This is a genomic window from Paenibacillus xylanilyticus (genome assembly GCF_047246825.1).
GTDB classification, from domain to species: Bacteria; Bacillota; Bacilli; order Paenibacillales; family Paenibacillaceae; genus Paenibacillus; species Paenibacillus xylanilyticus_B.
In genome coordinates, this window is the sequence record NZ_JBFOLB010000006.1 from 41,877 (window position 1) to 60,445 (window position 18,569).

19 protein-coding genes are annotated in these 18,569 nt (G+C 47.6%); 6 read left to right on the plus strand and 13 right to left on the minus strand.

Annotated features, from left to right (window positions below; genetic code table 11):
- Positions 1 to 461: 461 nt before the first annotated feature.
- Positions 462 to 1,298, minus strand: coding sequence for a carbohydrate ABC transporter permease (locus AB3N00_RS25315; RefSeq protein WP_095291844.1), 837 nt, complete (start codon positions 1,296 to 1,298; stop codon positions 462 to 464).
- The gene (locus AB3N00_RS25320) at positions 1,299 to 2,180 is read right to left on the minus strand and encodes a carbohydrate ABC transporter permease (protein ID WP_175395760.1); all 882 of its coding nucleotides are present in this window, start codon (positions 2,178 to 2,180) and stop codon (positions 1,299 to 1,301) included.
- Between the two features lie 143 nt (positions 2,181 to 2,323).
- Here AB3N00_RS25320 and AB3N00_RS25325 point away from each other — a divergent pair, with 143 nt between their 5' ends.
- The 3 genes from AB3N00_RS25325 to AB3N00_RS25335 are packed head-to-tail and all read left to right on the plus strand — an operon-like array spanning position 2,324 to position 6,283.
- A complete protein-coding gene (locus AB3N00_RS25325) occupies positions 2,324 to 4,153 on the plus strand; it encodes a histidine kinase (RefSeq protein ID WP_413037046.1) in 1,830 nt (609 codons plus the stop codon).
- 5 nt (positions 4,154 to 4,158) lie between these two features.
- Positions 4,159 to 5,790 carry a response regulator transcription factor gene (locus tag AB3N00_RS25330; RefSeq protein ID WP_413037047.1) on the plus strand — a complete coding sequence of 544 codons (1,632 nt, stop codon included), beginning with the start codon at positions 4,159 to 4,161 and terminating at the stop codon, positions 5,788 to 5,790.
- A 4-nt stretch (positions 5,791 to 5,794) separates the two neighbouring features.
- On the plus strand, positions 5,795 to 6,283 hold the full coding sequence (locus tag AB3N00_RS25335; protein WP_413037048.1) for an AAA family ATPase: 489 nt from the start codon (positions 5,795 to 5,797) through the stop codon (positions 6,281 to 6,283).
- A gap of 23 nt (positions 6,284 to 6,306) precedes the next feature.
- Here the strand turns inward: AB3N00_RS25335 and AB3N00_RS25340 are convergent, their stop codons facing one another.
- Positions 6,307 to 7,254, minus strand: coding sequence for an arsenic resistance protein (locus AB3N00_RS25340; RefSeq protein WP_413037213.1), 948 nt, complete (start codon positions 7,252 to 7,254; stop codon positions 6,307 to 6,309).
- A 229-nt stretch (positions 7,255 to 7,483) separates the two neighbouring features.
- Between AB3N00_RS25340 and AB3N00_RS25345 the strand changes: the two genes are divergently transcribed.
- Positions 7,484 to 8,242: a TspO/MBR family protein gene (locus AB3N00_RS25345; protein ID WP_413037049.1), complete on the plus strand. Its 759-nt coding sequence runs from the start codon at positions 7,484 to 7,486 to the stop codon at positions 8,240 to 8,242.
- A 106-nt stretch (positions 8,243 to 8,348) separates the two neighbouring features.
- Here the strand turns inward: AB3N00_RS25345 and AB3N00_RS25350 are convergent, their stop codons facing one another.
- The 4 genes from AB3N00_RS25350 to AB3N00_RS25365 form a co-directional block, all read right to left on the minus strand.
- Positions 8,349 to 8,723 (minus strand): RidA family protein, encoded by a 375-nt coding sequence (locus AB3N00_RS25350; protein WP_175395764.1) that lies wholly within the window; start codon positions 8,721 to 8,723, stop codon positions 8,349 to 8,351.
- 72 nt (positions 8,724 to 8,795) lie between these two features.
- On the minus strand, positions 8,796 to 9,476 hold the full coding sequence (locus AB3N00_RS25355; RefSeq protein ID WP_413037050.1) for an oxidoreductase: 681 nt from the start codon (positions 9,474 to 9,476) through the stop codon (positions 8,796 to 8,798).
- A gap of 27 nt (positions 9,477 to 9,503) precedes the next feature.
- Positions 9,504 to 10,664 (minus strand): MFS transporter, encoded by a 1,161-nt coding sequence (locus AB3N00_RS25360; protein WP_413037214.1) that lies wholly within the window; start codon positions 10,662 to 10,664, stop codon positions 9,504 to 9,506.
- Between the two features lie 208 nt (positions 10,665 to 10,872).
- Positions 10,873 to 12,288 carry a sensor histidine kinase gene (locus AB3N00_RS25365; protein WP_413037051.1) on the minus strand — a complete coding sequence of 472 codons (1,416 nt, stop codon included), beginning with the start codon at positions 12,286 to 12,288 and terminating at the stop codon, positions 10,873 to 10,875.
- Between the two features lie 232 nt (positions 12,289 to 12,520).
- On the opposite strand from AB3N00_RS25365, the gene AB3N00_RS25370 reads away from it, so the two are divergent.
- Positions 12,521 to 13,174 carry a phosphatase PAP2 family protein gene (locus AB3N00_RS25370; RefSeq protein WP_413037052.1) on the plus strand — a complete coding sequence of 218 codons (654 nt, stop codon included), beginning with the start codon at positions 12,521 to 12,523 and terminating at the stop codon, positions 13,172 to 13,174.
- Here AB3N00_RS25370 and AB3N00_RS25375 read toward each other — a convergent pair.
- The 5 genes from AB3N00_RS25375 to AB3N00_RS25395 form a co-directional block, all read right to left on the minus strand.
- Positions 13,167 to 14,690: an HD domain-containing phosphohydrolase gene (locus tag AB3N00_RS25375; RefSeq protein ID WP_413037053.1), complete on the minus strand. Its 1,524-nt coding sequence runs from the start codon at positions 14,688 to 14,690 to the stop codon at positions 13,167 to 13,169. The two genes, AB3N00_RS25370 and AB3N00_RS25375, sit on opposite strands and share 8 nt — an antisense overlap.
- Positions 14,691 to 14,916: 226 nt before the next feature.
- Entirely contained in the window at positions 14,917 to 15,069 is a 153-nt protein-coding gene (locus AB3N00_RS25380) for a hypothetical protein (RefSeq protein WP_413037054.1), read from the minus strand.
- A gap of 413 nt (positions 15,070 to 15,482) precedes the next feature.
- Positions 15,483 to 15,788: a hypothetical protein gene (locus tag AB3N00_RS25385; protein WP_413037055.1), complete on the minus strand. Its 306-nt coding sequence runs from the start codon at positions 15,786 to 15,788 to the stop codon at positions 15,483 to 15,485.
- Positions 15,789 to 16,037: 249 nt separating this feature from the next.
- Positions 16,038 to 16,142, minus strand: a complete 105-nt coding sequence (locus AB3N00_RS25390) for a YjcZ family sporulation protein (RefSeq protein WP_212677023.1) — start codon at positions 16,140 to 16,142, stop codon at positions 16,038 to 16,040.
- Between the two features lie 51 nt (positions 16,143 to 16,193).
- A complete protein-coding gene (locus AB3N00_RS25395; protein WP_192262833.1) occupies positions 16,194 to 16,298 on the minus strand; it encodes a sporulation protein YjcZ in 105 nt (34 codons plus the stop codon).
- Between the two features lie 591 nt (positions 16,299 to 16,889).
- Here AB3N00_RS25395 and AB3N00_RS25400 point away from each other — a divergent pair.
- Complete coding sequence (locus tag AB3N00_RS25400; RefSeq protein ID WP_413037215.1) at positions 16,890 to 17,411, plus strand: stalk domain-containing protein; 522 nt, start codon at positions 16,890 to 16,892, stop codon at positions 17,409 to 17,411.
- A 139-nt stretch (positions 17,412 to 17,550) separates the two neighbouring features.
- On the opposite strand, the gene AB3N00_RS25405 is transcribed toward AB3N00_RS25400, so the two are convergent.
- The gene (locus AB3N00_RS25405) at positions 17,551 to 17,877 is read right to left on the minus strand and encodes an MTH1187 family thiamine-binding protein (protein WP_413037056.1); all 327 of its coding nucleotides are present in this window, start codon (positions 17,875 to 17,877) and stop codon (positions 17,551 to 17,553) included.
- Between the last annotated feature and the right edge of the window lie 692 nt (positions 17,878 to 18,569).

Sequence of the window (18,569 nt, forward strand, 5' to 3'; positions counted from 1 at the left end):
CCATAAGTATGAAGGGTAACATCCCTTTTTGGTGTCCTTCCCGTCTAACGAACCAAGCGCATGCTATTCGCTTTTGTTTGCACAGGTTTGCGGTTTAACGAATCATAGAGACGTTATTTCGGCGAATTTTAAGGTTTTGAAGCTTGTTTGTCCTAAATAACGTTACTGAGGTTCGTTAATCTTTGCATGCCTTGATTGTTCACCTTTAATATGCGTCGGGTTCGTTAGCGCCTGACCCGCAAGTATATCATTCTCCCCAAGAGGAGTGCCCAGGCTATGCGGGCATTTACTCCCTTGGCACACCTCTGTGCGAGGCGAGAGCGGAGGGATCATGATGCACTGCAGAAGCGGAGCGCTCGCCTTTGATACCCGGTGGCTTCCTTTGCTCCAATTATTCAGGCCACCGGGGAGCAACAGCGATCGGAAGTGCACATGTGCCCGGAGCGACCCCCCCCTCGCACCTACCCTTTAACGGAGCCAGCCGTAATCCCCTGAATAATGTACTTCTGCATCAGCAGGAAAAAGATAATGATTGGCATGATGCCCAGCACGAGGGCTGGGAGTGCCAGATCCCATTGCTTCGTATATTGACCGAATAGCGCAAAGGTCGCAATCGGGATCGTACGCAAATTCGAGCTTTGCAAAATCAGGGATGGCAGCAGGTAGTCATTCCAGATCCAGAGCGTGTTCAGAATAATGACCGTAACATACATCGGCTTCATAAGCGGGAATACAATCCGGAAGAACACTCCGTAAACGGAACTGCCATCCACTCGTGCCGCTTCCTCGATCTCAACCGGGACCGATTTAACGAACCCGTGGAACAGGAACACCGACATGGGCGCACCAAATCCGAGATAACAGATGATGAGTCCGCCCAGACTGTCGATCAGGCCAAGATTACTGGTTACCGTAACGAGCGGAATCATGATAGACTGGAACGGAATCACCATCGCGGCAATGAACATGCCGAACAGAATCCGGTTGAAGCGGGTATCACTGCGAACCATCCGGTAGGCAGCCATCGAGCTGATCAACACGAGCAGCAGATTGCTGACCACTGTGACGATAAGCGAGTTCATCAGTGCCGAAGGGAATTTAATTTTCTCCCAGGCGTTTGCATAGTTGCCCCACTGAAACACTTCCGGCCAGGCGGCCGAGTTCGTAAGCAGATCACCAAACGTTTTGACCGAGTTGACAAACAGGAAGTAGAACGGAACCAGGAACAGGAGTCCAATCAGCACCATAATGATCTCGGTTATGATCGTACTGAAGCGGTAGTTTTTTGTCGTTTCCATCTATGCCTCTACCTCCTTGCTCTTCGTCAGACGTACCTGGATCATCGTAATGATCGCAACAATCACGAAGAAAATGAGTGCTTTCGCCGTACCAATACCGTAGCGGTTATTCACAAATGCCTCGTTGTAAATGTTGAGTGCTACGGACTCCGTCGATCCAAACGGCCCACCTTTGGTCAGGGACAGATTGAGATCGAACATTTTGAATGACCAGGAGATCGCCAGGAAGAGGCAGATCGTTACACCCGGCATAATGAGCGGTAGAATGATGCTCCGCAGTACCTGCCAGCGGCTTGCTCCATCAATCTCAGCGGCTTCCAGCAGATCCGGCGACACATTGGTCAAGGAAGAGATGTAGATTACCATCAGATATCCTGCGGTCTGCCAGACAAATACAATAACGATTCCCCAGAAAGCGGTCGGTTCGTCTCCCAGCCAAGGGAGGTTGAAGAAGGACCACCCGGTTACATCGCCAACTGCTGAAAACCCTTTCACAAATATGAACTGCCAGATAAAGCCGAGCAACAGTCCACCGATCACATTAGGCATAAAAAAGATCGTGCGCAGAATGTTTCTCGTCTTAAGCGGTTTGGTCAGAAAGTACGCCAGGAAAAAACCAATGACATTGGTTAATACCACACCAACCACCGTGAAACGTACCGTGAACCAAAACGCCGTTTGGAACTTGGGATCATTCGCAAAAATATGCAGGAAGTTGTCGAACCCTACCCAATTAATATTCTCCGACACCCCGTTCCAGTCTGTAAAGGAGTAATACATTCCCAGCAGGAAAGGGACCACGATGATGAGAATAAAAAACACGATGGAGGGACCTACGAACACAAGCTGCTGTAACAGCTGTGAAGATTTGCGATGCTTCATATCGTTCTCCCCTTCTATAGATGGATGGAATTGGTCTCTTTTTCTATTAAACCCCAATCTTGCCCTGAGAAACACCGACCCTTGTGAACAGTTGGGTGTAAAATATTGTCCTTTCTTAACCTGCAACCAGAAGGGGTGTCCTGATGTCAAAATACTACAGCATACGCACCAAGTTAATCGCTTTTATGCTCATTGCAACCACACTTCCACTGCTGGCCTCCATCAGCATGACGTTCATTCAGACCAAAACAGCCCTCCGCGAACAGGCCGTTGCCGAGAACAAACGCCTCATCTACCAGGCATCCACCAATCTCAACAACTATGTGGATAATGTGGCACGTGCTTCGCTGGCGGTATACAGTGACCCCAACTTTTTGCGAAACTTGGCGAAAATCCCTGGGGATTACCGCGCGGTGGCCGAGGTGTATACAACACTGCAGACCATCCGCTCAGCTGTACCGGATGTGTTCCAGCTATACTTGCACTCGTTCGCAGCCAACCAGTCCACCCTGATCATGAGCCCTTTTCCGAAGCGCGAGGAACGCAAACAGGCTTATTCGGACTCCCTTCATGGAAAAACAGGCGGTGAAAGCCCGGATATATGGGTTGAATCAGCACATACGAGTCACACTTATGGATTCAAGGCTGCTTCCGCTGATGACCCTGCAAGAACAGTGATCACCTTGCATCGTGTAATCAAGGATGTTCCTTCTACCGAGCGTCTGGGTGTGCTCGCCATTGACCTGAACATGGATACGATTGCAGCGATCTGCAGCAGACTGTACGATCCGGAGAAGGAACAAATCTATGTCGTGGATGGTCAGAATCAGATCATATACCAGGGGCATTCTGACATCAGCGGAACAGATCAATTACGACAGGAAGCAACCACGGAGTTGAACATAGCCCGTGCCGGTACAGGTACGAGCCCAACCGCTGCAGGACATTTTGAGCAGGAGCATTCCATGTATGTTTACCAGCAGATGGGCAGTACTTTTGCCGATTGGACCATTGTTAAACAGATTCCGAATGAAACGCTCTATGCCAGGGCTACCACACTGACATGGAATAACGCCATGATTGCCATTGCTGCTCTGCTGCTCGTGATCGTGGCAACCCTGTTTATCTCGATCCGCATCACCGGACCACTCAAGCAATTAATGAGATATATGAACCAGATTCAGGCGGGTCGTCTGCATGTGGATATTCGGCTAACGAGCCGGGATGAGATCGGTGTACTTGCCCGTCATTTCCGGGATATGATGGATACGGTAAACAATCTGATTTTAAGGGAATACCGACTGGAAATTGCGAATAAAACCAATCAGCTCAAGGCGCTGCAGGCACAGATCCATCCACATTTTCTGTACAATACGCTGCAATCCATAGGCACACTCGCCCTTCAGCATCAAGGACAGCGAGTGTATGTGCTCCTCTCTTCCCTGTCCAAAATGCTGCGTTACAGCATGCGGGATCAAACCTGTGTAACCTTGCGGGAGGAAGCCGAGCATGCACGGCTGTATCTGGAACTTCAACAGGAGCGGTTTGGTGACCGCCTTGAAGTACAGCTTGATTTTGCAGACGATACGTTACGTACCGAAATGCCGAGAATGACCCTGCAGCCATTAATTGAGAACTACTTCAAACATGGGGCGGACGTTCAGCCCGGGAAAGGTTACATTCGTATAAGCAGCCGCAGAACATCAGATCACTGGGTTGAAATTCAGCTGGAGAATAACGGCCCGCCCATTCCGGAGGATAAACTATCCGAGATTCAGGGATGGCTGAGCCTGGTTCACAGCTCTTTCGGACCAGCCGCTCACGATCCTGAGCAATCGGAATCTATCGGTCTTCGGAATGTGATGCGCAGGCTTCAGCTGAATTCGCCGCCAGACCATACGGCTATGCTGGACATCAGCAACATGGAACCAAACGGTGTCATGATCAGGCTTAAAATTTACGCGGGAGAGTGAACAACATGAAAGCACTTATTGTCGATGATGAGAAGCACGTCCGCGATGCCATCCGGCTGCTTGGGCATTGGGATGACCTGGGGATTGATACCCTTCTTGAAGCAGCAGACGGTCATGAAGCCGCCACAGCCATCTCCTACCATCAACCGGAAATTGTCCTCAGTGATATGCGCATGCCTGGTCAGGATGGCATGGCCCTGCTGGAATGGATTTCGGTTCATGCTCCGCATAGCAAGGTACTGGTGATCAGCGGATACGATGATTTTGAGCTTGTTAGACATGCAATTCGTTATGGCGGCATGGATTATCTGCTCAAACCCGTGGAAGCGGATGAGTTGAATGCCTCCCTATCCAAGGCAGTCAACGCTTGGCAGGAAGAAGAAGCCGTCCGTTTACAGGCAACACGCCAGTCCATTGTGGTCAATCGTATGCGTCCCCATTATCATGACAGACTGCTTACAGAGCTTGTGGTTGGACGTGGCAATAGCCATGCCCAGATTCAGCGGCTGCGGGATGAGCTGAATCTTCCGTTAAAGGCTGGAAGATGCAATGTTGCAGTCACCAGCCTGTCCCATTTGGACGCGGATTGTCTGGCAAAATACCGCAGTCATCCGGATCTGCTTGTATTCTCTGTACTAAATATCTGTGCCGAGATGTTATCCACACCTGAAGAAGGCGTGGCCTTCCGCCATTTGGATCAGACTGATGAAGTGGTACTGCTGCATTGGGGAAATTGTTCCGCTCTTCAGCCCCTGCTGGAAAAGGTAAACGATGGATTACAGCAAACCATTCAGCGCCGTCTTCATTTTGGTATCTCTGCCTGTGAAACGTATCCCTCGGGAATCGCGGCTGCCTATCAGGAGGCAAGCCTCCGGTTATGGCGGCGTAATGCCCTCCAGAACGCCCAAAGATTCCATGATTCATTGGAAACGTTGTCCGGGAACAAGGGAATGCGTTTATCCACTTTTGAAGAACCGATGCGGCTTGCTGCGATGAGCGGGCGTGTCTCCAGTGTAGCCACCGCTGTAGCTGAATGGATCGATCCCATCACGCAGCTTCAGGTCGTCAGTGCAGAACAGGTTCATCAGTGGATGGAGGAAATGGAATGGATGCTTGGGCGCTGGCTTGATGATGCAGCCGACTCTCCGCCAGCGAATGAAGAAGATGCAGCGGAGGAACAGTCCTTCCCGTTTGCCGAGCTGCCATTTGACTCCGAAGGGCTGTTGTCCTTGTCTCTCCTTCGGTCATTGCTGGAACAGCGTTTACTCGCAGCCGGAAAAGCTCTCACATTCACTCCTCACACCAGCCCTGATCCGATGACTGACATCGCACGTTACACGGATGCCCATTACCAGGAGGATCTGTCCCTGCAGCAGATCGCTGCACGCTTTTATCTCAGTCGTGAATATATATCACGTAAATTTAAACAGCAATTCGGTTTGAACTGGTCGGAATATCTGGGAAAACTGCGAATTAACAATGCCAAACTGCTCCTGCAGAACCCTTCACTGCGAATCGTCAAAATCTCGGAGATGGTCGGATACCAGGATGAAAAATATTTCAGTAAGGTGTTTAAAAAGATGGAAGGCATAACACCCGGTGAATACCGTAAAACGTTAACGGAGGCGAATTCCTAGCAAAATGAAAAGGGTTATTCTGATTACAGGCATGTCGGGCACAGGGAAATCAACGGTTCTGACCGAACTGGCCCGGAAAGGGCATCGTGTGGTGGATACCGATTACGGGGAATGGAGTGAAAACTTAGATGGCACCGGTTGGTTATGGAATGAAGACCGGATCATGGCACTTCTTATGGGGCATAACGAAGGGGCTCTATTCATTTCGGGCACCGTATCCAACCAAGGAAAGTTTTATTCCATGTTTGATGCAATTGTATTGTTAAGTGCACCACTTGAAGTTATTTTGGAACGCGTGGCTTCCCGCAGGAACAATCCTTACGGCAAGACCCTGGCTGAACGGGAAGAAATTATTCACTATGTGCATACAGTGGAACCACTGCTGCGAGCCGGATCTACGTTTGAAATTGACACGCGCAAATCCATTGAAGAAGTGACCAACGAGCTTGAGCGGATAGTCACCTCCCAAAGTAAACGCGGCACGAGCGAATAAAAAACTTCGTTCCTGTTCATATCTCATTTATCTCTCATAATGAACAACGGCACAAGGCGAATGTAAATCAACTCTCCCGCCAATTCGATGATGGTTTGGGTTACCATAGCAGCGGCAGCTATGGTAGCCCCGTCTCCCGGGAGTGCAAGCGCCAGCGGGAGAACAACGAGTGAATTACGGGTGGCCGAGCTGAAGATCAGAGCACGTCCAGCACCGATGTCCAATCGGAACAGAAGCGCAACCAAGCGTGACAGGAACGGCATCACTATAAGAAAAGCAACGTAGATCGGAATAACATTTGCAATAATCGCAAAATCTGTATATACCTTGCCGATCTGTGATGCAACCACTACCACTAAAGCCAAAGCCATCAAGGGAACAGGCAGCCAGGCCGTAGCGTTCATTACCTGTTCTCCTCCAGCGTTTCCCCTCGACAAGACTTGTGTAAGGATTGCCAGCAGCAGCGGTATAACAATAAGAAACAGGAAGGCCTCCGCAAAGGGCCCCACCCTCATCAACTCTGCTGCTTCCTTTCCGGTCAGTAACCATAGATAAACCGGCAGTAGTACCATCTGTACAACGAACAGAATTGGCGTTACAGCCAGCATGAGTTTTTCATTCCCCCGGCCAAGCTGCGTAAACACAATAACATAATCAATGCACGGGGTTAGCAACACCAGATAAACGCCAATTAGAACCACTGGTGATTGCGGAAATAGCCATGTCAGTAACCATACGACCACAGGCACAATGATAAAATTGGCTGTCAGTACAGCTCCAATAAATCTTACGTTGGACCAGGATTGTTTCAACTGCAAAAAAGGAATCTGAGCAAACATGCTGTATAGCAGAATGGCCAGCACAGGCGAAACGGTATATTGCAGCGCAGACCCCCATTCAGCGTTTCCCAGCCCGATTGCGACACCTATAAAAAGCGCTGCGACATAAAACCATGTTTGCTGCTTCTCCATCGTTTCTCTTGTAAACAATCCTCATCCTCCTTTATGGGGTATATTCCTCTTTCCTTCAGCGTACATTGGACAGAACATAATCTGGGAGCAGGGAGCGGAAAGCGCAGGACTCTACAATGGATCCTGTGAATTTTTTGCGGCCCCTTATTAGAATGCGGAGGAACTGGGTATATTCATTGTAGACTGACCCGTGGTTCATTCATTTTTCGTTAACCAAGGAGGATGTACAATGTCTCGTAACAATCCGTACAAATGGCTTAATGCGATTGGTTTTATCGCGGTTATTGTCGTCAACTATTTGTCGAATTCACTACCCATCGGCGGCAGAACCAACAAGGAAGTTTCCGATATGTATCCGGTGCTGCTTACACCCTCAGGGTACGCTTTCTCCATCTGGGGATTAATCTATCTGCTGCTTGCAGGTTTCGTGGTCTATCAGTTTCTTCCTTCATCGTGGAAAAGGGATTCCATCACCCGTCTCGGTTACTGGTTTCTGGCCAGCTGCGCCTTTAACGTAGCATGGATATTTGCTTTTCAGAACCTCCAGATAGGCCTCGCCCTGCTTATCATTGTACTGCTTCTGCTGTGCCTGATCATGCTGTATCTCAAAACGCGTGCCATCACCCTCCCGACAACAGCGGAGATTTGGCTGGTTAAGCTGCCGTTCAGCATCTATCTCGGCTGGGTCAGTGTGGCAACCATTATTAATGCGGCTGTTCTATTGTACAAAATCGGCTGGGATGGTTTTGGTATCAGCGAACCGGTCTGGACCGTGATCATGCTAATTGTAGGTCTTGTGCTGGCGGTATTGGTCAGCTTCCCTTATCGGGACAGCATCTATCCACTTGTGTTTACGTGGGCATACATCGCTATCGCACTCAAGCAGAAGGATGTTTCCTCTGTCTATTATACGGCGATTATCATTGCGATTGTACTGGCGATCTATGCCGTATGGCTCTTCTTTGCCCGCAATCAGGACCGTGATTAACTCGAAACATACTCTCTCTAGCATAAGCAAAAAGCCGATCCCGGTCGTATGACTCGGAATCGGCTTTTATGTATTTTACTTCTCAGAGAAATAACAACAATTGTTTCTACTTCAGGGCAATAACTTCGATCTCCACGAGTGCATCCTTCGGCAGACGAGCCACTTCAACCGCACTGCGTGCCGGATATGGCTGTTCGAAAAATGTGCTGTACACTTCATTCACAGGAACAAAGTCGTTCATATCTTTCAGGAAGACCGTCGTTTTTACGACTTTATCCATACTGGTGCCTGCTGCTTCCAGAATCGCTTTTACGTTGCTTAAAGACAAACGAGTCTGTTCCTGTACATCTGCGCCGAACTCTCCAGTTTGGGGATTCAGGCCAAGCTGACCGGACGTGTAGATGAAATCGCCTGCAGCAACAGCCTGGCTATATGGACCAATAGCGCCTGGAGCCTGATCTGTAGAGATTGGTTTTTTCATGGGCTGGTTCTCCTTCATGTTCTCAAGTTTTGAAGCCTATTATACCATGATCCCCTACTGGCAAGAAACTGTTCAAGAGTCCACCGTTCCGAGGACATGAATCACTTCATTGGAGTAAACATGGTTGCCTTTGGTTCTTACAAGTGCCATGTTGATCATTGCACATGCGATGGTTGAAGCATGGATGGCACGATACTTGGCGGCTCTGCCCCTCATCCATCGATCCAGAAACTTCATGAGGTGAGCGGCAAGCTGCTCTCCAATACGTGTCTCGCTTCGGTCACCAAGAATCAGGGAAGGCCTAAAGATATGCAAAGAACGAAAACCAATCGAGGAGAGAGCTTCCTCCAACTCCCCTTTGGTTCGACTATAGAACACTCGCGAGCCCGCACTTGCACCCATGGAGGAAATCACGAGCATTTGAGTTACCCCCTGATGAATCGCAAGTTGGGCCGCCTCCACAGGATAGTGATAATCGACTTTGCGGAAATTTTCCTGACTGCCTGCCTTTTTGATGGTTGTCCCCAAACAGCAGTACAAGTCATCCATTCCTTGAAACAAATCCTTGGCATCCTCCAGTCGGTCCCAATCCACAAGATGTTGTTCAAGCTTTGGATGCTCAAGCTCCAGCTGCTGCCTGACGAGAATACGAACCAAGCCATATTCTGGTTGGCGAAGCAAGCTGTAAACGAGTATGCTGCCAACCAGACCAGTGGCCCCGATCACGATGGCTTTTCGTTCGCGAATTTCCATACTCACCCCTCCATTTCACTTCTCCGATCACGATCTTAGAAGCACACGGCGTCCAAGTGTGAAGGCAAGAAGCAGCATGGCGATACCTATACCTACCTGAAACCCATAGGTAGCCATCCATGTCAGTGCTTCCGGCCATCTCTCCATTTCCTCGTATAACCAGCCGCCAATCAGCGGTCCGAGGAATGAAGTCACCCCAGTTAAAGCCGAGTACACAGCAACAAACATAGGCCTTTCACTTTTCGGTGTATCCCCGATGGTAAAGTTAAAGGCGAGCTGGTTAAACCCTCCGACACCTATGCCAAGAAAGATATGAGACAAAAAGAGCGCTATCAAAACGGGCATAAACGACATCAAGCCCCAGGACAGGCAGGAGAGTGCGATAATCGGCAGTGTCCAAAATAATAAGGTTTTGTTGCTGAATCGTGCATTTAAATTACCCCAGATATAGAATCCGGCCATCATGACAATAGTCTGTACCACCGTAATTAAAGAAACCATCTGATAATTAATGTTAAGCAAGTCGAGCATCACATAAGAATAGAGTGGAACAATCAAGGTTTGAATCAGTAACCAAACCGCGAGGAATAATGCAGCCTTCAGAAAAGATCGATCCTGAAACGGCTTCTTCAGCATCCGCCAGAAAACCGTCTCGGTCGAACGTTCAAAAGGAACATCCGGATAAAAGAAATAGATTACGATATTCGCTATTGCACAGATCCACACCGGAATGAAAAGAAGCAGGAAACCCATTTCACCCGGGAAGCGGTCCAAAACAATTCCTCCCACAAACAGGCATACGCTTCCAAGCGCATTCAGGATCGTGTTTCGAATGCCGAAATATCGTCCCCTTACCTTGGCATGTACGAGGTCTCCAATCAGGGAAGTCCAGATCATGCCCCCGATGGTGTTTGATATAAATGCAACCGTGTACATTCCAATGTAAACGCCTACCCACCACTCTTTTGGAAACAGGAACGGGATTAGCCCCGTTGCGCTCCACAAGATCCGATGTACCCCGACGAACAGCAGCAGCATCCGCTTCCGGCTGCGAATACGCTGCATCCAGAAGGCTGCTCCAATCTGGGCAATATTCACGAACGTTGTTATGGCGAGTACAAAACCAATATGTCTTGACCCGGCCCCAAGATACAGCAGAAATCCCGTTAAGAATGGTCCACCCAGCAATGTTTGCAATATAATTGCCGGCACACCCTCCCATGTTGCGATCGATAAATTGATACGTTGTGTCGAACCCTTGCGCCTTGGTTTGCCAGCAAACGAGGGAGGGTGAACTTTGACCATCTTCTGTATGGGGATACACTCCTTAGACCGGGATTTGAATGCCGGCCGATGCTAGTTATCACCCCAAATTCTACTCACAGCAAGATGGTTGTCAACTCATTTTTTCATGGTTCAGCGGAAGGTACAGCCGGAAGGTACTTCCCTTGCCTTCAGCACTCTCCAGTTGGATCGATCCATCCAGCAAACGTGCCAAATCCCGGCTGATGGAGAGACCCAGTCCTGTGCCCCCAAATTTGCGGCTGATCCCCCCGTCGGCTTGTTGAAAAGCTTCAAAAATGGAGTGGTGTTTGTCCTCCGGAATACCGATTCCTGTGTCTTTAACCGAGAAAACCAGCCATTTCCCTAAACTTCCGGGCTCGTCCGACTTTTCGGTGCTCACCGTCAATTGCACGGCCCCTTTATGCGTAAATTTAATGGCGTTGGACATCAGATTGCGCAATATCTGCTGCACGCGTTGGGAATCGGACCACATCGTCTCCGGTGCGTCAGGGTTCTTATGGATAAACAGCTGTATACCCTTTTTTTCAGCCACCAGCTGGAAGTGGCTCATTACGTCCTCGGCAAGCTGCATCACACTGATTTCCTCATATACGATATCCAGCCGGCCAGCCTCAACTTTCGACAAGTCAAGAATATCATTAATCAGGGTAAGCAGTTCCTGACCGGAATGGTCAATCATCGTTGCGAATCGAACAATATCCTCCTGTTCCATCGTGTCACTGTTTTCACTAATCATCTGTGCAAAGTTAATCACACTGTTCAGCGGTGTACGCAGCTCATGCGACATGTTGGCCAGAAATTCGGACTTGTACTGTGAAGCCAGCATCAGCTGCCTGGCTCGCTCCTCCAATACAATTTGGGCCTTCTGCAGCTCTTCCTTCTGTACGGACAATAATCGGTTCGTGCTTTGAATAAGCAGAATCCGATTCTGTTCATTTTGAAAATCCCTTAAAATAAACGCAAAAATGAGACTAAGTACAATACCTACCGGAAGTGTATAGGGCATAATATGGGAAAAAAAGTACGTTGGAGGAAAAACGCCAAGCAGAGCAATATTGATACTATTGACAACATTCACGATGACTATAACGAGCACGCCCTTGATAATAAGTCTGTAATCACTGCGTCTCATCCATATATTTAATGCCGCACATAACACACCCAGGATCGCCATATTCCCCAGTCCCGCCAGCGTAGCTTCATTAATGCCAAAGGTTAATCGGGACAACCCAATCCCAACACCAATAATCACCAAGCTATAAGACTGCCTGAAGGTCAGAACGGCAATAATTAATGGCACAAACCGGAGATCAAAAATGACTTCATCCGTTAGCTGAAAGCCAAACACCGTACTAACCCAGCCCGCAAAAATAAGGACCAGCACGGAGCTCCATTGTTTAAATCGGGTGGAAGTACGTATCACAATATATTTATAGAACACACTCGCCAGATAGGCTATGGTTATAAGCATTCCCATATTTAATACGAACATCTTAGAAAATTGCATCCACTCACTCCTGTTGTCCCGGCTTTGTCCGCAGACATATCATTAGTCGTATGTACTTCTATCATATCATGCCCATACAACCTTCGACATTCCTCGCTCGTCAAAAAAATACACAAAAATACACAAATCCGGATTCAATTTGTGTTCAAAACATAGTAGAATATAGTGTTGTTTAATTTTATTGCTGTGATCCACTTCCTTGACGGGTGTGGGTGAAAGGAGAAACGTTGTTGTGCAATCGTTAAAAAGTAAATCCTATTGGCTGTCATTAAGCTTAATGCTTTCCCTGGCTGTCATGGGACTGTTATATGATGTTCTTAACAGCCCTGAGCGCGGATTCGCTGTGCTCAATTCACCAATCGATCGGCTCATCCCGTTCGTACCTGCCATGTCCCTGCCTTACCTTGGCTGGTATCCGTTTGTATTTGGTGTACTCGCATATCTCTGTGCCAAAGACAGGCTTACCTATTACCGGGTACTGTTGTCCATGAACATCTGTGTCTGGATCTGTTACCTGATCTATTTCAATTTTCAGACCACCGTTGTTCGCCCGGAAATTACAGGTACAGGCCTTGGCGCAACCGTTCTGGGATGGCTCTATAGCCAGGATCGACCATACAATTGCTTCCCGAGCATTCATGCACTTCATTCCTATCTCGTTATGCGTGCGGTCCTCTCAGTACAAAGCATTCGCCGTTATGTAAAATTGCTGATAGCCGCTGGGGCAGCCTTGATTGTACTGTCCACTCTGCTGATTAAACAGCATGTGATTTATGATGCCCTGGGTGCAATCATTCTTGGCGAGTGTATCTTCACCATCATAACCGGACTGTCCTTACACCGGCGGCGCCGGAAGGGTTCGAAGTGGACAGAGGGGATCAACTGACCCCTCGCTCCGACGAACCGTGAAGATGCTGCTTCCTTCTCCACTCTTCTATAAACAAGCCTGCAAAATAAGGGTCCCATTGGGTCCCTTTTCCTTCTTCCAAAATGGATAGCGCTTTCTCATGACTCATGCCATTCCGGTACGGACGATCCGATGTCATGGCGTCGAAGGCATCAGCCACTGCAATGATACGTCCAAAGAGCGGAATATCCTGACCTGCCTTGCCATCGGGATATCCTTTCCCATCATACCGTTCATGATGAGACCTCACTCCCGGCAAAAAATCAGCCATGGCATCCATGGGCTCAACCTGTAACAAAATGCTCTCGCCCAGAACCGGATGAGTCTGAATGATTGCAAATTCTGCCTCACTAAGTTTACCGTCCTTGAACAAAACCTCATCAGGTACCCCGATCTTACCTATGTCATGCAGAAGTGCAGATTTATACAGCAAATCAGCTTGTTCCTCATTCATGCCACTCAATTTGCCAATCATCAGGGAATACTCGGCCACACGCATCGAATGCCCGGCCGTGTACTTATCCCTCGCGTCCAGTGCAGCAGCCAGTGTGGAAAAATAGCTCTGCAGCAGCTGCCGATTGCGTTCCTGCCTCATCTCAAGCCGGTTAATCATCATATTAAAACCGGATATCAGTGCAGAGAACTCATCCGCATAGAGGTCAGGAGCTCTCCTTCCAAGATCCCCCTCCTGAATCCGGTTCATCTCCTTGGTTAGCTCTGCTACCGGATCACGCACATCACGGATCAGCAGCCAGCTGCCTACAAGGGCAAAGCCAGCCCCCAACACGACAACGATGACGCCCCACAGGATATACTCTCTCGCAAACTCATGATCCATATACTGAAGCCGGATAAATGTAGCCAGGAAGAATAAAAACAGTGGGAATAATCCGATTAGAGCTGTACTCAGCTGAAATTTTCGCTGAATCGATACCAACACACGCCCTCCCAGTGATGGCTCGGTGCCATACTGCTGTTTGCCTCTGCGGCGGGCCTCCATCAGGAGCGGCCTAACCGCCCGAACGGTCAGGAAATATTCAATCAGCGCATGCATGATAGCGATCAAGATGGCACAGGCAGCTGCCACGACAACATAGTTGGATGGGAACTCCAACCAACCTGCCGATATCATCCATAGCGTCAGCCCTGCAGCGGGTATCGAAAATCCCAACAAATGCGGCCCCATGATCCGGTAGATGGTCCGCCCCGGAAAACGATGAATATTCTCATACATTTGGCTCAATTCAGCCCGCTCGTGACGCTCTTGAGCGAAAAATTTCCTGATTGGCCCTAACTGCCTCCGCAAGGCAATTCCTTCGGCAGCGAGCATAAACAGAAGGGAAACCAGCACAATCAGAATCAGAAGTACAAATTGAATATTCGGTATTTGCAGGGTTGCTACCATCATCACTGTACCGATAACAAACACGGCCGAGAGTGAACCGACCAGATAATTGCGCACCAGACGAAAGATAAATGAACGGTATATCTCCACCCAAACCCCTCACTCTCTATGTGCAACCAGTTCTCCCGATCAATGTAGGGGGAGATTAAGGGTAATGCCTTTATTTTTTATCGGTTAACCCGTGTCAAAAAATTAATGTATTTCTTAATCATCCATCTCCGGCATATTACACTATGTGCATATCTCCATTTATAGTTCGTATTGCATACAAAAAGACTGTCCCCCGCAAGGGACAGTCTCATGTATAGAGTTCTGATTACCCTTTAATCTTGGCAGCCAGAATCATCGTCCCCCGCGGCTGGTCGCCCGTCGCGTCCGGCTCCAACGTTATCGCCACAGTATCATAGTCATTGACCGAGTCCAGTGTATAGTACACAGCTCGCAGGAAGTCACTGGCTTCCCTACGCAAAATGTTTCATAAAAAGCTTTAGCCTTCCTTTATCTTGCAAAAACTTACAGACTGTGGTATACTCTTAAAGTTGGTATTAAACCTCAACTGATTTTCTATCTTCTTTTAACCCCGGAATATTTTCTTCATGCTGCGACCGCAGCGAATATGTACAACTAACCTATGGAGATTGAAGAACCTGATTCACATTGACCCGGTATACAGAGTTTCACAAGATTTTCCCATTCACACTGGCGCGGTCATCGGAGCCGCAAGGACAAAAGAGAGGTAGGGCTTTTGTTGTTTTGGAAGTCACTTATTCTTGAGAAGATTGAAAACATACAGAAACCAAGCACCCGGAATTGGGTTCCGGGTGCTTTTCCATGTTTGCATACATATTATTTTTCGATAACAAACTTGCCGGAATGCCTTTTTTAGATAAACATTGTTTTGGAGATAATGACGAGCAGGATGAACAGAACCAGAATGGTGCCCATCGATCCCCAGCTTCCGCCCCCGTGACCATAAGACTTTCCACAACCCTGTTGGTAACCATGCATGATCGGAGCCTGATTCGCGTGGTGTCCGTATCCGTACCCGTATCCAACCGGCATTGTTCCGCAGCCATAACCGTACATTTCGTGACCTGTGTATTGATATCCATACATGTGATCATGACCTCCCATATGTCCGTATACGTGTCCCTGTCCGTTCGGTGAATTCGGTTTAACTTCGCTCATTGTTCATTCCTCCTTAGCATTTGCCTACACCCCTAAGCTATGTACTTTGCCTACTTCTGGACCGGGCTATGGCCCTCATTTGGATAAAATGGGCACATCCCCGATAATATCTGGCGTGATCGTCCCATCACCATACTCTCCTTTGGTCTCTGTATTTGGTTTCTGTACCTGGTTTCTACCCGAGCTATTCTTCCAGCTTGTCCATAATCTAAAAAAAACCCCGCCGGGTAACCGGCAGAGTTCGCTATATTATACCCAGAAAGATTTAGTGATGATCACGAGGAGAATGAACAGAACCAAGATGGCTCCAGTCGATGTCCATCCGCCGTACCCTACGCCTCCGACTTCGCTCATGGAGAACCCTCCTTTACCAGAGTATTCGCATTTGGGGGTTCAATAATTCTATTAAACCCAGAAAGATTTAGTGATGATAACCAACAGGATGAAGAGAACCAAAATGGCACCAGTCGATGTCCATGCACCGCCGTATCCACCTACAACTCCACTCATGTAAAACCCTCCTTTGATTTGAGGTACAGTTCACTATATGCAGAAGTCTTTTCCCAGACCGGGCTCTGAACAAAAATGGGCTGTTGTCCCATTTACCTGCTCAACAAAAAAACCTCTTTAGGCATTTGAACAGACGCCATTTTAACTGCATATTATTCCAACCAGTACCTCCATTCTCTGATTACACCACAAACTTGGTGTCCCCTGAAGTCGCGATCAATACCGTATTTTCTTATATATCCATCTAATCCATCGTTGATCATACCTGAATCATTTTTTTGCACAAATAAGAAATTGAACTTATAGGTTGAGTTCTTTGCATTTCCCCTCCACTTTTAGTTAACACAAGTACGAAAACACATAGTCCCATCGTCATACTCACACTTGGCTAGCACAAATCATTCGAACCAATTTTACATCCCGATTATATATTTTTGTTTACTTCCAAGCTCAATCTATCGTGATAAAGCGTAAACATTTGATTCGTAAGAAGCAAAAAAATAATAGCTTTCACCCGTGTCAATCATCCCTGATTAGGGTATTATTCTCAGGTATCACACAATTACATAGGAGTTGATGATAAAAGTGAAAATGAAAAAAGTTATTATTGCTTTATCCATAGGTATGTTGGTTGGTTCTTCTTCTATGGCCGTAGCTGCTACCTCCAAAAAGGTTCAAGCTACTTTAGCGAACTTTAAAGTTATCGTAAACGGTCAATCCAAATCTGTAACTTCAGATCAATTGCTTTATAAAGGCAATACATACTTACAACTTCGTGAAGCTGCCAAAATTCTTGGCTATGAAGTAAATTACACCAGTTCAACCCGATCAATTGAATTTTCTGCAAAAAGCCAAGCTCAGGCAGACTGGATAACGCTGATTGATTTTTCTGCTTCTTACGCGTATGAAGTCAACCTTCAGAGAGATTCTGCTGAGGTCTACAATATCTCAAAAGATACAAAAACAATCCTCAGTGTTAATACTACTGGTCTTAAAGAAAATGAAGAGAAGGTTGTTGCAGATCCATCTGGTAAGACGATTCGTTACACAAAATTGCAAGGTTCCCTGGTATTGAATCGTGGAGATCTCAAAAAAGCTGGTCTGATTAAATAATCCACATAAATAAAAAGCCTCGTTGGAAGTCACTCCAGCGAGGCTTTTTCCCGTGTTATTTTTTCCCCAGAAGAACAACAGTCAAGTTTCCCGAAATAAACAGAAAAGTTCCACTTTAGTAAATTACCTGATTAATCCCTTAATTGGGACGCACCTCACGGGACGCCAGCTTGTCCTGAACGGATTGCAGTTTCTGTATGCTGGAAGCATCCGGTTTGTCCCGACGGTCGTCGATCTTGACGGATGTGGAGACCCGCTGGGCTCCTGATAGAAACGGAGCTTCATGCAGAGCCGCAATGGCTGTAAATACCTCATTCAGCGGACCTTCGATAATGGTGCTCATTGAAGTCAGCTGATATGTAATACCGCGCTGGTTTTCCAAAACGTTTTGCATGTCTGCCACGTAACTGCTAAGACTGGTTGTCCCTGTTCCGATTGGAATTACGGTTACTTCTGCTATCGCCATCCCGCTCCGCCTCCCTTGGCTCCGTGTATTACCGTTGCCGCTCATATTTAGTTCAATTTTAACTATTTTTATTTTACCAGTTGAAGGCGTCACAATTCAAACTGACGTGAAGACGTCATTCCCTTTGAACGAAAAATTTTTTTTGAATAATCTTCAAATCTTCCAGTCCTTTTCCTTTGCGGATTCATGGCGTAAATGGTATACTCGGAATTACGTTTCAGTGTGCTGAACCTGTTTACAAACACAAGATGTTGGGTTAGAGTATGGTAACAGCAACAAAATGTAGTGACAAAGCGTTTCCCCACTTCTGAAAGTCATCTTCTGCAATCTCGCGAAAAACAGGATGGAATCACCTCCAAAGGCACGTCCCTGTAGGTGTAAATCGCTTTCTCGAAACAGAACTGACGCCGAGGTCAACGGGGCTGTTTGGACTGCACCCGGTTGCCTCTATGACAGTCGCAACTAGATATGGACACTCAACCTTACATAATAGCACCTTTCGGTCGACATCATTTACCTGCGACTGTCAGGAAGCCAGGGCATTCATGGGCATTTTCAGGCCGTCAGGCGGAGAGTGCTTTTTATATGATCATGTTCTTAGCTGCTCCTATGTTACGGGGTCTTTCCGTGCGCAAACTGTCACCGCCGCAGTCCATCGTATGTATTTGTATTTTACTCACCGTAAGAAGACA

What these genes read in the sequence shown, in the direction of transcription:
- AB3N00_RS25315 (WP_095291844.1), bottom strand. Translation starts at nt 1,298, where the DNA reads ATGGAAACGACAAAAAACTACCGCTTCAGTACGATCATAACCGAGATC.
- AB3N00_RS25320 (WP_175395760.1), bottom strand. Translation starts at nt 2,180, where the DNA reads ATGAAGCATCGCAAATCTTCACAGCTGTTACAGCAGCTTGTGTTCGTA.
- AB3N00_RS25325 (WP_413037046.1), top strand. Translation starts at nt 2,324, where the DNA reads ATGTCAAAATACTACAGCATACGCACCAAGTTAATCGCTTTTATGCTC.
- AB3N00_RS25330 (WP_413037047.1), top strand. Translation starts at nt 4,159, where the DNA reads ATGAAAGCACTTATTGTCGATGATGAGAAGCACGTCCGCGATGCCATC.
- AB3N00_RS25335 (WP_413037048.1), top strand. Translation starts at nt 5,795, where the DNA reads ATGAAAAGGGTTATTCTGATTACAGGCATGTCGGGCACAGGGAAATCA.
- AB3N00_RS25340 (WP_413037213.1), bottom strand. Translation starts at nt 7,254, where the DNA reads ATGGAGAAGCAGCAAACATGGTTTTATGTCGCAGCGCTTTTTATAGGT.
- AB3N00_RS25345 (WP_413037049.1), top strand. Translation starts at nt 7,484, where the DNA reads ATGTCTCGTAACAATCCGTACAAATGGCTTAATGCGATTGGTTTTATC.
- AB3N00_RS25350 (WP_175395764.1), bottom strand. Translation starts at nt 8,723, where the DNA reads ATGAAAAAACCAATCTCTACAGATCAGGCTCCAGGCGCTATTGGTCCA.
- AB3N00_RS25355 (WP_413037050.1), bottom strand. Translation starts at nt 9,476, where the DNA reads ATGGAAATTCGCGAACGAAAAGCCATCGTGATCGGGGCCACTGGTCTG.
- AB3N00_RS25365 (WP_413037051.1), bottom strand. Translation starts at nt 12,288, where the DNA reads ATGCAATTTTCTAAGATGTTCGTATTAAATATGGGAATGCTTATAACC.
- AB3N00_RS25385 (WP_413037055.1), bottom strand. Translation starts at nt 15,788, where the DNA reads ATGAGCGAAGTTAAACCGAATTCACCGAACGGACAGGGACACGTATAC.
- AB3N00_RS25390 (WP_212677023.1), bottom strand. Translation starts at nt 16,142, where the DNA reads ATGAGCGAAGTCGGAGGCGTAGGGTACGGCGGATGGACATCGACTGGA.
- AB3N00_RS25395 (WP_192262833.1), bottom strand. Translation starts at nt 16,298, where the DNA reads ATGAGTGGAGTTGTAGGTGGATACGGCGGTGCATGGACATCGACTGGT.
- AB3N00_RS25400 (WP_413037215.1), top strand. Translation starts at nt 16,890, where the DNA reads ATGAAAAAAGTTATTATTGCTTTATCCATAGGTATGTTGGTTGGTTCT.
- AB3N00_RS25405 (WP_413037056.1), bottom strand. Translation starts at nt 17,877, where the DNA reads ATGGCGATAGCAGAAGTAACCGTAATTCCAATCGGAACAGGGACAACC.